General features: G+C 74.0%; 13 protein-coding genes and 1 pseudogene. 2 read left to right on the forward strand and 12 right to left on the reverse strand.

Features of this window, described 5'->3' with window-relative positions:
• Together uxaC and LCD35_RS10330 are read right to left on the reverse strand one after the other, a co-directional pair.
• Positions 1-1,428, reverse strand: a complete 1,428-nt coding sequence (gene uxaC, locus LCD35_RS10325) for a glucuronate isomerase (protein WP_225044096.1) — start codon at positions 1,426-1,428, stop codon at positions 1-3.
• Between the two features lie 36 nt (positions 1,429-1,464).
• Positions 1,465-2,457 carry a LacI family DNA-binding transcriptional regulator gene (locus LCD35_RS10330; protein ID WP_224956140.1) on the reverse strand — a complete coding sequence of 331 codons (993 nt, stop codon included), beginning with the start codon at positions 2,455-2,457 and terminating at the stop codon, positions 1,465-1,467.
• A gap of 304 nt (positions 2,458-2,761) precedes the next feature.
• Between LCD35_RS10330 and LCD35_RS10335 the strand changes: the two genes are divergently transcribed.
• Positions 2,762-3,805, forward strand: coding sequence for a trans-acting enoyl reductase family protein (locus LCD35_RS10335; protein WP_224956144.1), 1,044 nt, complete (start codon positions 2,762-2,764; stop codon positions 3,803-3,805).
• A 61-nt stretch (positions 3,806-3,866) separates the two neighbouring features.
• Here LCD35_RS10335 and LCD35_RS10340 read toward each other — a convergent pair whose 3' ends face one another.
• From LCD35_RS10340 to LCD35_RS10370, 7 genes are all read right to left on the reverse strand, one after another.
• On the reverse strand, positions 3,867-4,445 hold the full coding sequence (locus LCD35_RS10340; protein WP_224956139.1) for a TMEM165/GDT1 family protein: 579 nt from the start codon (positions 4,443-4,445) through the stop codon (positions 3,867-3,869).
• A gap of 300 nt (positions 4,446-4,745) precedes the next feature.
• Complete coding sequence (locus LCD35_RS10345) at positions 4,746-5,612, reverse strand: SAM-dependent methyltransferase (protein ID WP_224956138.1); 867 nt, start codon at positions 5,610-5,612, stop codon at positions 4,746-4,748.
• A gap of 168 nt (positions 5,613-5,780) precedes the next feature.
• Positions 5,781-6,545: a putative hydro-lyase gene (locus LCD35_RS10350; protein WP_224956143.1), complete on the reverse strand. Its 765-nt coding sequence runs from the start codon at positions 6,543-6,545 to the stop codon at positions 5,781-5,783.
• A gap of 20 nt (positions 6,546-6,565) precedes the next feature.
• Positions 6,566-7,420 (reverse strand): biotin-dependent carboxyltransferase family protein, encoded by an 855-nt coding sequence (locus LCD35_RS10355; RefSeq protein ID WP_224956137.1) that lies wholly within the window; start codon positions 7,418-7,420, stop codon positions 6,566-6,568.
• Positions 7,417-8,037: an allophanate hydrolase subunit 1 gene (locus tag LCD35_RS10360; protein ID WP_224956136.1), complete on the reverse strand. Its 621-nt coding sequence runs from the start codon at positions 8,035-8,037 to the stop codon at positions 7,417-7,419. The genes LCD35_RS10355 and LCD35_RS10360 overlap by 4 nt, the downstream gene beginning before the upstream one ends.
• Entirely contained in the window at positions 8,034-8,798 is a 765-nt protein-coding gene (locus tag LCD35_RS10365) for a LamB/YcsF family protein (protein WP_224956142.1), read from the reverse strand. The genes LCD35_RS10360 and LCD35_RS10365 overlap by 4 nt, the downstream gene beginning before the upstream one ends.
• 17 nt (positions 8,799-8,815) lie before the next feature.
• On the reverse strand, positions 8,816-10,024 hold the full coding sequence (locus LCD35_RS10370) for an NRAMP family divalent metal transporter (RefSeq protein WP_224956135.1): 1,209 nt from the start codon (positions 10,022-10,024) through the stop codon (positions 8,816-8,818).
• Between the two features lie 254 nt (positions 10,025-10,278).
• Between LCD35_RS10370 and LCD35_RS10375 the strand changes: the two genes are divergently transcribed.
• Positions 10,279-11,001: a GntR family transcriptional regulator gene (locus tag LCD35_RS10375; RefSeq protein ID WP_224956134.1), complete on the forward strand. Its 723-nt coding sequence runs from the start codon at positions 10,279-10,281 to the stop codon at positions 10,999-11,001.
• 25 nt (positions 11,002-11,026) lie between these two features.
• Here LCD35_RS10375 and LCD35_RS10380 read toward each other — a convergent pair whose 3' ends face one another.
• The 3 genes and pseudogenes from LCD35_RS10380 to LCD35_RS10390 all read right to left on the reverse strand — a co-directional run.
• On the reverse strand, positions 11,027-11,815 hold the full coding sequence (locus LCD35_RS10380) for an ABC transporter permease (protein WP_224956133.1): 789 nt from the start codon (positions 11,813-11,815) through the stop codon (positions 11,027-11,029).
• Positions 11,812-12,747, reverse strand: a complete 936-nt coding sequence (locus tag LCD35_RS10385) for an ABC transporter ATP-binding protein (RefSeq protein ID WP_224956132.1) — start codon at positions 12,745-12,747, stop codon at positions 11,812-11,814. Before LCD35_RS10385 ends, LCD35_RS10380 begins: the two co-directional genes overlap by 4 nt.
• Positions 12,748-12,893: 146 nt before the next feature.
• Positions 12,894-13,577, reverse strand: a pseudogene (locus tag LCD35_RS10390) (PIG-L family deacetylase); the annotation flags it as partial.
• Positions 13,578-13,689: the final 112 nt, after the last annotated feature.

A 13,689-nucleotide genomic window follows, 5' to 3' on the forward strand; every position in this document is an offset into this window, starting at 1 on the left:
TCACAACCGGAAGGCGGTTCGGGGCTGGCGGTCGTTGAGGTCGCGCAGGACCTGCGCGGCGTCGTCCTCGCCGAGCACGTGCTCCGCGACGAGCGAGGCCAGGTGCCCGGCGTCCACCCGGCGCGCGGTGTCGTGCCGGGCGGGGATGGAGCAGAAACCCCGGGTGTCGTCGATGAATCCGGCGGTGCGGTGGAAACCGGCCGTCTCGGTGACGGCGTCCCGGAACCGCCGCATCGCGCGCGGCGCGTCCAGGAACCACCACGGCGCGCCCAGGTACACCGACGGGTAGAACCCGGCGATCGGCGCGAGCTCGCGGGAGAACACCGTCTCGTCGAGCGTGCACAGCACGGTCCGGAACCGCGGATCGGTGCCGAACCGCCGCAGCATCGGGCGCAGCGACTCGGTGAACTCCGCGCGGGTGGGGATGTCGTGGCCGGTGTCGGGGCCGTAGCGGGCGAAGGTCTCCGGGTGGTGGTTGCGCAGGCTCCCGGTGTGCAGTACCAGCACCAGGCCGTCCTCGCTGGACATCCGGGCCATCTCGCCGAGCAGCTGGCGCGACAGCAGCGCCGCGTCGCCGCGGCCGGCGCGCACCTCGCCGAACAGCCGGGAGGCCTCGTGCTCCGGCAGGAACTCCATGCGCGGGTCCGGGGCGCCGTGGTCGGTCGCGGTGGCGCCGTGCGCGCGGAAGAACTCGCGCCGCGCCTCCAATGCCCGGACCAGGCCGCGGTAGTCGCCGGTGTCGATGCCGCTGACCTCGGCCAGCCGGTCCAGCGCCGCGGGCCAGTCCGGGCGGGTCGCGTCGAGGTAGCGGTCCGGGCGGAACGTCGGCACCACCCGGCCCTGCCAGCTCGGGTCCTCGGCGAGCGCGCGGTGGTGGCGCAGATCGTCGGCCGGATCGTCGGTGGTGGCCAGCACCTCGATCCCGAACGAGCGGTACAGCGCGCGCGGCCGCAGCTCGGGGCGGGCCAGTCGTTCGGTGAGCTCGTCGAACAGCGCGTCGGCGGTCTCCGCCGCGGGCTGGACCGCCACGCCCAGCACGTCGTGCAGCTCCGCTTCCAGCCACTGCCGGGACGCGGTGCCGAGGAACAGGTGCCAGTGCGAGCAGAACGCCCGCCACACCTCGCGCGGTGGCGCCGGTTCCGCCGGACCACCGGGGAGCCCGCACTCGTGCAGCGGGACGCCGTGGGCGTGCAGCAGCCGCGTCACGTAGTGATCGGGCGTGACCAGCAGCGCCGCCGGATCGGCGAACGGCCGGTCCGCCGCGAGCAGCTCGGGGTCGACGTGCCCGTGCGGGCTGATCAGCGGCAGGTCGCGGACGTGCTCGTAGAGGCGCCGGGCGATGGGCCGTTGCACCGGATCGCTCGGCAGCAGCCGATCAGGGTGCGGCGCGAGCGGCATCGCCGCCGATGAAGTGGAACCACTGGCCATGCCCGCAGAATCGGCCGCGGGCCGCGCCCCGGACAACTAGTTGCCATCGGTTGCCGGACCGGTGGAGCCGCGGACCACGAGGTGCGCGTCGAACGTCCTGGACCGGGTGCCGCCGCCGGTCAGCTCGGCGTGCACCGCGTCGACCGCGCAACCGCCGACCTGCTCGGCGGGCCCCGCGATGGTGGTCAGCCCGGGCACCACCAGGTCGGCGCCGAAGATGTCGTCGCACCCGACGACGCTGCGGTCCTCCGGCAACCGCAGACCCATGACCTGCAGACGCTGCATCGCACCGATGGCGACGAGGTCGTTGTAGGCGATGGCCGCGGTGGCCCCGTCCAGGACGAACGCCTCCGCCGCGTCCCGGCCGCCCTCCCTGGTCGGCGGGTGCGGCCCGAGGAACGACGACCGCAGGCCCAGGGACGCGGCTTCGGCGTGCACCGCCCCCCAGCGCTGCCCGTTGATCCACGAATTGCGCGGGCCGGACAGGTAGGCGATGCGCCGGTGCCCGAACGCGGCGAGGTGGCGGACCGCGGTGCGCATCCCGGCCGCGGTGTCCACCACCAGGCTCGGCAGGCCCTCGATCACCCGGTTCACCATCACCAGCGGCCGGTGCCGCGCCAGCTGCCGCACCGAGTCGTCGGCGAGCCGGGAGGTGGCGAGGATCCCGCCGGTCGAATTCGCCAGCAGGTGCCGCAGGTTCCCGGCCTCCACCTGCGGCGACTCGTCGCTGTCGGTGAGCGCCAGCGCGTAGTGCCGCTCGATGGCGCGGGACTGCGCGGCCTTGATCAACCCGGCGTAGTAGGGGTTGGCGATGTCCGTGACGACCAGCATCAACGTGCGGGACCGGCCGGGCGCTTCGGCCCTGGCCAGCGGGCGCGGCTCGTACCCGATCTCCGCCGCCGCGGCCCGGACCAGGTTGCGGGTCGTGGCGCTGACCCGCGACGGATTGCCGAACGCGCGGGACACGGTGGACGCGGCGACGCCGCAGCGCCGCGCCACGTCGTAGATCGTCGGTCTGCGCTCGGCCACGGGCGCCACCTCCTGCTCGGCTCCGATCAATCGACCACGCCGACCGCCGCGATGACAACAGGCGGCGACCCGTCGCCGCCGACCTCCCGGCGTTCCCGGTGCCGGGCTCCGCGAGCCGCCGCGGGCTCCTCCCCGGCGCGTTCGCCCGACCCCGTTGGACGAACGGGCCGTGCACCCGGCCGGTCCAGCGGAGGTGCCGCGCACTCGGCGGACCGGGGACCGTCAGGATGGGGAGGCAACCCGTTACGGGACCGGACAGTTCTCGTTGTACGGGGACGACGCTCGGGAGGCTCGCGTGACCTGGATGATCTACGGTGCGACCGGCTACACGGGGCGGCTCATCGCGGAGCGCGCCGTCGACCGGGGGCAGCGCCCGGTGCTGGCCGGGCGGGACCCGGCGAAGGTGGCGCGCGTCGCCACGCCGCTCGGCCTGCCCTACCGCGTGTTCGACCTGCGTGACGAGCGGGCCGCCACGACCGCGCTCGCCGACGTCGACCTGGTGGCGCACTGCGCGGGCCCGTTCTCGGCGACCTCCGCGCCGATGGTGTCGGCGTGCCTGGCTACCGGCACGCACTACGTGGACATCACCGGCGAGATCGACGTGTTCGAGTCGGTGGCCGCCCGGCACGAGGACGCGGCGAAGGCCGGCGTGGTGCTGCTGCCCGGATCCGGGTTCGACGTGGTGCCCACCGACTGCCTGGCCGCGCTGGTCGCCGCCGCGCTGCCCACCGCGACCACCCTGGACCTCGCGTTCCAGGCCAGCGGCGGGATCAGCGGCGGCACGCTCAAGAGCGCGCTGGAGGGCGCCGCGCTCGGCGGGCGGGCCCGCATCGACGGCGAGCTGCGCACCGTCCCGATGGGCTGGCGGCACCGGGAAGTGCCGTTCCCGTCCGGTCGCCACGCCGTGTCCTCGCTGCCCTGGGGCGACGTGAGCACCGCGTTCCGCAGCACCGGCATCCCGAACATCACCACCTACACCCGGCTGCCCGGCCTGAACCGGCTGGGACCGCGGGCGACGGCCGTCGGCCGCACCGCGCTGGGGAACCCGGTGGCGCAGCGCCTCGGCAAGGCGGCGATCGGTGCGCTGGTGCGCGGCCCCGGCACGGCGCAGCGGGCGCGGAACTGGGTGGAGGTGTACGCGGAAGCCACCGACGACGCCGGGCGTTCGGTCTCGGCGGCGCTGATCGGGCCGGACACCTACGAGTTCACCGTCGACTCGGTGCTGCGCACGGTCGCCGCCCTGCTCGCGGGCGGGGTCCGCCCCGGCGCGCACACCCCGTCCACCGCGTTCGGCCCCGACTTCGTCCGCCGCCTGCACGGGGTCCGGGTCATCGAGCCCGTCCGCTGACCCGCGGGAACGACCGGACCGCCCGTCCGGAACGGGACGGGCGGTCCGGTCACGTGGTCGGTCAGAGCAGGCCGAAAGTGGATTCGACGACCATCCAGACGCCGAAGACGGCGAACAGGGCGGCCGCCCCGTAGCGGATGAAGCGCTCGGGCAGGTGCTTGCCGAGCAGCAGCCCGACGCCGATGGCCAGCGCGTCCGCCAGCACCATGCCGACCGTCGAACCGATCCAGGTGCCGAGCCAGTCGTGCTGCGAGGCGAGCGTGACGGTCGCCAGCATCGTCTTGTCGCCGAGCTCGGCGAGGAAGAACGCGAGGGTCACCGCGATCACCGCGGAGCGGGCGGTGCGGCCCGCTTTGCTCTTCTCCGCCTCGGTGAGGTGGTCACCGCGCAACGTCCAAGCGGCGAAGCCGAGGAACGCGATTCCGGCGACGAGCCCGATCCACTCGGTCGGCAGCAATGCGCCCATGCCGAATCCGAGCGCGACGGAAGCGGCGTGCACGACGGTCGTGGCGATGGTGATTCCGAGCAGCACCTGCCAGGCCCGGAATCGGGTGGCGAACGTCATCGCCATCAACTGGGACTTGTCGCCGAGTTCGGCCACGAAGATGGCGGCGGAACTGATGGCGAAACTGGCGAACACGGTGGATGCACCTCTCCTGGGGCTGGGATCAGGCACGTCGCGGCCTCGACCCGATGTGCTTTCGGATCGAAGGTCTCGCCCGCCTGCGCTTCGAGAGGCTCCGCGACCGGGCGCGTCGTCGCGCCAGCATGTCGATCGCGAATTGAGGGCTACTCCCCTTCCGGCGCACAGATTACCCATTCCACCGGAACAATCAACACATCACCGGTAGATCGCGGACGCGAATTCAACCGGCCTCCCCGGCTGAAAACACGTTTCGGCGAACCGAAAACCATTCCGGCGGAATGCCGGAAAAGGAGTTCAGCGCACCAGCGCCAGTTCGGTCGGCACCGGCCGGGACACCAGCAGCCCCACCGCCGAGACGGTGTCCACGTCCTGCGCGCCGGGCCCGGTGCCCTCGACGCCGAGCTCGGGGCGCCACCGGGCGGTCTGCACCAGGCCCGGCTCGGCGAGGTCGTAGCCGTTGAACACGCCGCGGAAGGCGTCGGCGCTGCGCCAGGCCGGCCGGCAGCCGATGCGGGCGGCCACGTCGCCGAAGCGGTCGACCTGCTCGGGCGTGGCGGTGACCGCGGACAGGTGCGAGACGACGAGCGCACTGCCCACCGAGCAGGCGTCCCGGTAGGCGGCGACCACCCCGGACAGCTCGTCGTCGTCGGTGATGAACGGCAGCGCCGCCATCGCCAGCACCGCCACCGGCCGGGTGAAGTCGAGCAGGCCGGTGACGCCGGGCGCGGTGAGCACGCTCGCCGGTTCGCACAGGTCGGCCCGGGTCACCGTCACCCCGCGCGCCCCGGCGAGCTGCGCCTCCGCCAGCCGCACCGTGAACGGGTCGGCGTCGACGTAGGCGACGCGCGCGTCCGGGTCGACGCGCTGGGCGGTGCCGTGCACGTCACCGACGGTGGGCAGCCCGGTGCCGAGGTCGAGGAACTGGTCGATGCCGCGCTCGGCGAGGTGGCGCACCGCGCGGCCGAGGAACGCGTGCAGCACGCGGATGTGCTCGGGCAGGTTCGGCAGCACCGGTGCGAGGTCCGCGGCGAACTCGCGGTCCAGCTCGAAGTGCGCGGTGCCGCCGAGCAGGTGATCGCACACGCGCGCCATCGACGGCAGCTCCGGTGCTCCCGGCCCCACCAGCCCTCGTCGCCCGTCCGCGTCGGAACGCGTTCCCATCGCCCACCCCCAGGTTCGCGAACCTCCCCAGCCTAGATCGTCGGAGCACGCCTCGACAGGGAATCGGCGCACGTGGGCCGGGTCACCGGGCGTCGGGGGAACAACCGGCGGCCGCGGCGGCGTTGCAGCACGCGGTGCTCCCCCGCTCCTCTCCTCGGGCGGGGGAGATCACGGCACCAGGTGGTCGGAGTCCCGCGCGTCGGTGATGGCCATGTGCCCGGGTGCGTGGCCGATCGCCAGCGGCGGCGCGGACCGCATCACCGCCGCCTGCGGCGTCACCCCGCAGGCCCAGAACACCGGGACCTCCCCCGGCCGCACCTCCACCGCTTCCCCGAAGTCCGGCGCGTCCAGGTCCCGCACCCCCAGCTCGCCGGGCGAGCCGACGTGCACCGGTGCCCCGTGCACCGCCGGGTAGCGGGACGTCACCCGGACCGCGGTGGCGACCTGCTCGGCGGGGATCGGCCGCATCGACACGACCAGCGGCCCGGAGAGCTTCCCGGCGGGGCGGCATTCGCGGTTCGTCCGGTACATCGGCACGTTGCGCCCCTGTTCGAGGTGCCGGACGGGCACGCCGGCCTCCAGCAGCGCGGCCTCGAAGGTGAAGCTGCAGCCGATGAGGAACGACACCAGGTCGTCCCGCCACAACCCGGTGATGTCGCCGAGCTCCTCGACGAGCGCGCCGTCCCGGTACACCCGGTAGGCGGGCAGGTCGGTGCGCAGATCGCCGTCGAAGATCGACGCCGCGGTCTCGCCGGGTTCGGTGACGTCCAGCACCGGACAGGACCGCGGGTTGCGCTGGGCGAACAGCAGGAAGTCGTAGGCCTGCGCCTGGGGCAGCACCAGCAGGTTGGCCTGCGTCCACCCGGCGGAACACCCCGCGGTGGGGGTGCGCAGGCCGGCGCGGAACTCGGCCCTGGCCTGGCTCGGGGTCAGCTCGGCTGGTCGCATCGGGATCACCTCTCGGTTCGGCGGAATCGGATGCGCTGCCCGGGGCGGGCTTGGGCGGCGCGGTCCACCTCGGCGGCGAGCAGCACCGCGATCACCGGGTACCCGCCGGTCACCGGGTGGTCGGCGAGGAACAGCGTGGGGCGCCCGGACGGCGGCACCTGCAGCGAGCCGAGCGCCATGCCCTCGCTGGGCAGCTCGTCGTCGCGGCACCGGGTCAGCTCGGGACCGTCGAGGCGCATGCCGACCCGGTCGATCTCGGCGCTGACCTCGAACTCCGCGCCGAGCAGCGCCGCGAGCGCGTGGTCGGTGAACCAGTCCGCGCGCGGCCCCGGCACGACGTCGAGCACCAGCTGCCCGTCGCGGGCGCGCACCGGGGCCTGGTCGATCACCGGGAACTCCCGCGGCGCGGGCCCGACCGGGAGCCGGGTGCCCGCCGCCAGCCGCGGCGGCCCGAGCCCGGAGAGCACGTCGGTGGCGCGGGACCCCAGCACCGGTTCGACGGCGATGCCACCGCGCACCGCCACGTAGCCGCGGAGCCCGCACGCCGGTGTCCCGAGCCGCAGCAGCGCTCCCGCGCGGACCCGCAGCACGGTGTTCACCGGTTCGGCCCGGCCGTCGACGGTGATCGGCCCGTCCGCGCCGGTGACCGCGACGGTCACGTCCCGTTCGGGCCGCAGCACCAGCCCGCCGAAGGTGGTCTCGATGCCCGCGGCGCCCTCTGGGTTGCCGACGAGCCGGTTCGCCAGCCGCAACGCACCCCGGTCGGCGGCACCGGAGACGCCGACCCCGATGCCCGCGTGGCCGGGGCGGCCCAGGTCCTGCACGGTCGCCAGCGGCCCCGGGGCGACGACCTCGATCACGAGACCTCCTCGAACCGGACGCGCACGCCGGGCCGCAGCAGCGCGGGCGGTTCCCGGTCGGTGCGCCAGACCTCCAGGTCGGTGCGGCCGATGAGCTGCCAGCCGCCCGGCGATTCCCGCGGGTAGACGCCGCTGAACTCCCCGGCGAGCCCGACCGCGCCCGCGGGCACCCGGGTGCGCGATTCGCCCCGCCGCGGGACGGCGAGCTTCGGGGAACCCCCGGTGAGGTAGCCGAACCCTGGGGCGAACCCGCCGAAGGCGACGGTCCAGGTGCTGCCGGTGTGCTCGCGCACCACGTCACGTTCGGTGAGCCCGGTCAGCTCGGCGACGGCGGCGAGGTCGGCGCCGTCGTAGACCACCGGCACCCGCAGCAGCCCGCCCTCGTCGCCGCCGCGTTCGCCGGGCCGGGCCTCGCGGACGGCGCGCTCGACGGCGTCCGGGTCGGCCCGCTCCGGGTCGAGCGCCAGCAGCAGCGTGCGGGCGGCGGGCACCAGGTCGACGACGCCGGGCGGGGTGTCGGCGCGCAGCGCGGCGTGCAGCGCCTGCACCGCGGGCAGGTCGTCCAGTTCCACCAGCAGCCCGGAGTCGGCGCAGCGCAGCACCCGCGGTCCGCTCATCGCGCACCGCCGGCGGCGAAGGGGGCGAGGTCGATCCCGGCGTCCCGCAGCCGGTCCCGCACGGTCTCGGCGATGGCGACCGCGCCGGGGCTGTCGCCGTGCACGCAGATCGAGTCGGCGGCCACGGTGATCTCGCCGCCGTCGGCGGCCTCGATCGGTTCGCCGCGGGCGATGCGCAGGCAGCGCCGCGCGATCAGTTCCGGGTCGTGCAGCACCGCGCCCGGTTCGCGGCGGGAGACCAGGGTCCCCTCCGGCGTGTAGGCGCGGTCGGCGAACGCCTCCCGGTACGTGGTCAGCCCGGCCTCGGCGGCGTGGGACAGGAAGCTGGAGCCGGGCAGGCCGAGCACCGCGAGCCGCGGATCGTAGGCGGTCACGGCCTCGACGACGGCCGCGGCCTGCTCCTCGTGGCGCACGATGGCGTTGTACAGCGCCCCGTGCGGTTTCACGTACCGCACCGCGGTGCCTTCGACGCGGGCGAGGCCGTCGAGGGCGGCCAGCTGGTACAGCACCTCGTCGGTGAGCTCGCGCGGCGGCACGTCGATGAACCGGCGGCCGAACCCGGCGAGGTCCCGGTAGCCGACCTGGGCGCCGACCGACACGTTCCCGGCCGCGGCCCGCGCGCAGGCGCGGCGGATCACCCCCGGGTCCCCCGCGTGGAACCCGCAGGCCACGTTCGCGCTGGTCACCACGCCCAGCAGCGCGTCGTCGTCGCCGAGCTCCCAGCGGCCGAAACCTTCGGCGAGGTCCGAGTTCAGGTCGATGCGCACGTCCCCTCCATTCACTGCCACAGCTGCGCCATCGCGCCGAGCGAGTTCACCCCGAAGTACAACGACAGCAGCCAGGCCAGCACGCCGATCACCAGCAGCCACCGCGGGTACCGGTACCCGCCGAGCAGGTCCCGGCGCCGCGCCCCGACCCACAGCAGCACGCCGAACCCGACCGGCAGGATCAGCCCGTTGAGCGCGCCCGCCAGCACCAGCAGCGTCGTCGGTGCCTGGTCCAGCAGCAGGAACACGACGGTGGACAGCGCGATGAACCCGACGACAAGCCAGCTGCGGGCCCGCTGCAGCGCCGGGGAGAAGGTCACCACGAACGACACCGAGGTGTAGGCGGCACCGACGACCGAGGTGATCGCCGCTGCCCACATGATCAGCCCGAACAGCCGGAGCCCGATCTCCCCGGCCGCGTGCTGGAACGCCTCCGCGGTCGGGTTGCCGGAACCGAGGGTGGCGCCCGCGGCGACGACGCCGAGCACCGCGAGGAACAGCACCGCCCGCATCACCCCGGTGACCAGCAGCGACAGCACCGATCCGCGGCTGACCTCGACGATCCGCTCCGGCCCGGTGACTCCGGCGTCGACGAGCCGGTGCGCGCCCGCGTAGGTGATGTAGCCGCCGACGGTGCCGCCGATGAGGGTGGTGACGGCGAGGAAGTCGACCCGGTCCGGCAGCACCGCCTGCTTCAGCGCCTCCCCCACCGGCGGGTCGGACACGACGGCGACGTAGCAGGTCAGCGCGATCATGAGCACGCCGAGCACGACCACGATCCGGTCCATCGCGACCCCGGCCCGCTTGCTCAGGAAGATCCCGATGGCCAGCAGCGCGGAAAGCCCGCCGCCGAGCTTCGCGTCCATCCCGACCATGGCGTCCAGGCCGAGCGCGGTGCCGGAGACGTTGGCGATGTTGAACACGAGCCCGCCGAACACGACGAGCGCGGCGATCGCGTAGCCCAATCCGGGCAGCACCGCGTTGCCGAGGTCTTGGGCTCGCATGCCGGAGACGCCGATGATGCGCCACACGTTGAGCTGCACCGCGATGTCGATGAGCACGGACAGCACGATCACGAAGGCGAACGCGGCGCCGAGCCGCACGGTGAAGTCGGTGGTCTGGGTGATGAACCCGGGGCCGATGGCGCTGGTGGCCATCAGGAAGACCGCCCCGATCAGCGCGCCGCGGTGGGCGCCGGTCTTGGTGGTGGTGCCGCTCATGCAGTGTCCTCCCGGCCTCCGGCCTGCCGCGCCGCCGTCCGCTGCGCTGGGGTTTCCCCGGCGGCCGGGTCGCCGGCCGCGCGGTGCCGCCACGATAGGGGCCGTTCGGCGAGGGATCAATAGTGCGTTCCTACATTCCCCATGTTCAACGTTCGATCGTTCAACAATCCTGCGGTAGCGTGTCGTCAGATCGTCGGACGTGCCCGCGGGCCGCCGCGGATACACTGCGGTTTCCGATCAACCCCGGGAGAGGCATGACCAGCGCGCAGTGGGTCGACCGGCTGGCAGCGGACCGGTCCCTGCTCGAACGGACCAGCACCGTCGAGCGCGTCACCGACCTGCTGCGGCAACGCATCATCCAAGGCGAACTGCCGCCCGGCACCCAGCTCTCCGAGGTCAGCGCGAAGGACGCGCTCGGCGTCTCCCGCAACACGCTGCGCGAGGCGTTCCGGCTGCTCGGCCACGAACGGCTGCTGGTGCACGAGATGCACAAGGGCGTCGCGGTGCGCAAACCCAGCAGCGCCGACGTCGCCGACCTGTACCGGCTGCGCCGCATCGTCGAGGTCGGCGCGGTCCGCCACGCCGCCACCACCAAGCGCGAACTGGTCACCGCGGTGGCCCGCGCGGTGCGCGCCGGCGAGCAGGCCGCCGCCGACGGCGACTGGAGCGAGGTCGGCACCGCCAACATGCGGTTCCACGAAGCGCTCGTCGGGCTCGCCGACAGCCCCCGCACCAACGACGCGATGGCCGGGCTGCTCGCCGAGCTGCGGCTCGCGTTCCACGTGATGTCCACCGACGAGCGGGGCGGGCTCGACCCGCAGCGCACCCGCGGCTTCTACGAGAGCTACGTGGAGCGCAACCGCGCCATCGCCGACCAGGTCGCCGCTGGCGAGCTGGAGGCCGCGGCCACCGCGCTGGAGACCTACCTCGCCGACGCCGAGGCCCAGCTGATCACCGCCTACGCGGAACGCACCTGACCGCGCGCCGGTCCAGCGGCAGGACTCAGTCGACGAGCCTGCGGCGCATCGCGGTGTAGGCGAGCAGCCACATCAGCGCCGCGAACAGCAGCAGCGCACCCACGTGCAGCAGGTCGACGCCCGGGCGCAGGCCGAACGAGGCGTCCCGCACCAGCTCCACGCAGTGGTACAGCGGGTTGAACGCGGCCACCGTCCCCGCCCAGCCCGGCAGCTGGTCGATCGGGAAGAACGTGCCCGCGACCAGGAACAGCGGCGTGATCACCGCGCTCACGATGTAGTTGAACGAGTCGATCGACGGCACCACCGCCGAGCACCAGATGCCGAACAGCGCGAACCCCAGCCCCGTGATCAACCCGACCAGCGGCACCAGCAGCATGCCCGGCGCCGGGTCGAGCCCGAACACCATCGCCACCAGCAGCGGGGCGCACCCGTACACCCCGGACTTGGTGGCGATCCACAGCGCCTCGGCCGCGACGAGCTCGTGCACGTCGACCGGCGCGGCGAGCATCGCGTCGTAGGAGTGCTGGAACTTGCGCCGCACGAACGTGGTGAACATGCCGGCGAACGCGCTGGTGAACAGCACCGACGTCGCCACCACCCCGGTGCCGAGGAACTCGATGTAGGGCAGCCCGCGGATGGTCGCGATCAGCGAGCCGAGCCCGAAGCCGAACGCCAGCAGGTAGATCGTCGGCTCCACCACCGAGGAGAACGTGCTGGACAACCAGTACCGGCGGTACAGCGTCAGCTCCCGCCGCCACACCCCGGCGAACGCGGCCAGTTCGAAGGTGCGCAGCCGCTGCGGCGTGGTGCTCATTCCACTGCCTCCCCGGTGAGCGAGACGAACACGTCCTCCAGGTTGCTCACCCGGCGGTGCCCGGTGCCGAGCCGCGCCGCCACCGGCTCCGGCATCAGCTCGGCGCGCAGCACCGAGACGGCGGGCCCGGTGCGCCGGGTGCTGAGCCCGGCCTCGCGGGTGATCGTCTCCACTTCGACGAGCCGCGCGGGCGGGCCGTAGTACTCGACGACGTCCTGCCCCGCGTGCTGCAGGCGCAGCTCGTCGGGGGTGCCGGTGGCGATGACGCGGCCCCCGGACATCACCGCCACGTCGTCGGCGAGGCGCTCGGCCTCCTCGATGTAGTGCGTCGACATGAGCACGGTGACGCCGTCCGAGCGCAGCGCGTCGATCAGCGCCCACAGCTCCTGGCGCACCTGCGGGTCCAGGCCCACCGTCGGCTCGTCGAGCAGCACCAGCCGCGGCGAGTGCACCAGGCCGCGGGCGATGAGCAACCTGCGGCGCATCCCGCCGGAGAGCTCGTCGGTCTTGGTGTCGGCCCGCTTGCGCAGCTGCGCGAGGTCCAGCGCGCGCAGCACCGCCGCCGCCCGCTCGGCCCGCGGCACCCGGTACAGGTGCGCGAAGACCTCCAGGTTCTGCCGGGCGGTGAGCTCCTCGTCCAGGTTGTCCAGCTGCGGCACCACGCCCATCGCGGTGCGCGCCCGCTTCGACTCGCGCGGGACCCGGAAGCCGAGCACCTCGATCTCCCCGGCGTCCGCCCTGGTCTGCGCGGTGATCAAGCGCATCGTGGTGGACTTGCCCGCACCGTTGGGCCCGAGCAGGCCCAGGCAGGTCCCGGCGGTGACGGTCAGGTCGAGGCCGTCCACCGCGGTGATCTCGCCGTAGCGCTTCACCACGCCGCGCAGCGCCAGCGCGGATGACGTCCTCGTCGCGACACGCTGCCGTGCGGTCATGCGCGTTCCCCCCCAGGTGGCCCGTGGACTCCGCCAACCGTACCGACGCGGCCCGGCCGACCGGCGCAACCGCGGAGATCGCCGCGCGGCGCGGCGATCCCGGCGGCGGCTCGTACCTCCCGGCGGGGCCGCCGCCCCGCGGACCGCTAGGCGAGCCCGGCGAACAGGTCCTGCTCGGCGCCGTGCGGTCCGGTGCCCGGACCGCGTTCGCCGCGCACCAGCAGGAAGTGCTCGACGGCGAACTCGGGGCGGCGCACCACCTGGGCGAAGAAGCCGTCTTCGTCGATGTTCACCTGGCTGCGGTAGTGGCGCAGCGCCGCCAGCTTCGCCTCGTGGTGCGCGGCGCCGTCCAGCACCGCGGTGATCTCCTCGTCGGGCATGGTGTTCGGCTTGAACTCGGTGATCCCGGCCTCCCGCACGCGTTCCGCGAACGAGTCGGGCAGCACCGTCCAGTACACCTTCGGCACCTGCCAGGCCGCGCCGAGCTCCGGGGCGAACTCGGGGTCGGCGGCCGGGTCGAGCGCGTTCATCAGCGCCCGGTGCGCAGCGATGTGGTCGGGGTGGCCGTAGCCGCCGAAGTCGTCGTAGGTGATCGCGACGTGCGGACGTTCGGCGCGCAGCAGCGCGACCATCTGCCGGGTGACCTCCACCGGGTCGGCGGCGGCGAACACCCCGTCCTCGTGGTTGCTGTCCAGCCCGGCCATGCCGCTATCGCGCCAGCGCCCGGGGCCGCCCAGCCAGTGGTGGCGGATGTCGCCGAGCTCGGTGAGCGCGGTCGCGATCTCGCCGCGGCGGTGCTCACCGAGCGCGTCCGGAGCGCCCCGCAGGTGGGGGGGGGGGGGGGGGGCCCCCCCCCCCCGGGCGCCCCCGGGGGGGGGGGGCCCGGGGGCCCGGGGGGGGGGCCCCCCCGGGGGGGGGCGGGGGGGGGCCCGGGGGGGGGAA

The organism is Saccharopolyspora sp. 6V (genome assembly GCF_020176785.1).
In the GTDB taxonomy this organism is placed as follows: Bacteria; Actinomycetota; Actinomycetes; order Mycobacteriales; family Pseudonocardiaceae; genus Saccharopolyspora_C; species Saccharopolyspora_C gregorii.

Coding starts and splice junctions, on each gene's coding strand:
- uxaC (WP_225044096.1), bottom strand. CDS start 1,428: ATGGCCAGTGGTTCCACTTCATCGGCGGCGATGCCGCTCGCGCCGCAC.
- LCD35_RS10335 (WP_224956144.1), top strand. CDS start 2,762: ATGATCTACGGTGCGACCGGCTACACGGGGCGGCTCATCGCGGAGCGC.
- LCD35_RS10345 (WP_224956138.1), bottom strand. CDS start 5,612: ATGGGAACGCGTTCCGACGCGGACGGGCGACGAGGGCTGGTGGGGCCG.
- LCD35_RS10360 (WP_224956136.1), bottom strand. CDS start 8,037: ATGAGCGGACCGCGGGTGCTGCGCTGCGCCGACTCCGGGCTGCTGGTG.
- LCD35_RS10370 (WP_224956135.1), bottom strand. CDS start 10,024: ATGAGCGGCACCACCACCAAGACCGGCGCCCACCGCGGCGCGCTGATC.
- LCD35_RS10375 (WP_224956134.1), top strand. CDS start 10,279: ATGACCAGCGCGCAGTGGGTCGACCGGCTGGCAGCGGACCGGTCCCTG.
- LCD35_RS10380 (WP_224956133.1), bottom strand. CDS start 11,815: ATGAGCACCACGCCGCAGCGGCTGCGCACCTTCGAACTGGCCGCGTTC.
- LCD35_RS10385 (WP_224956132.1), bottom strand. CDS start 12,747: ATGACCGCACGGCAGCGTGTCGCGACGAGGACGTCATCCGCGCTGGCG.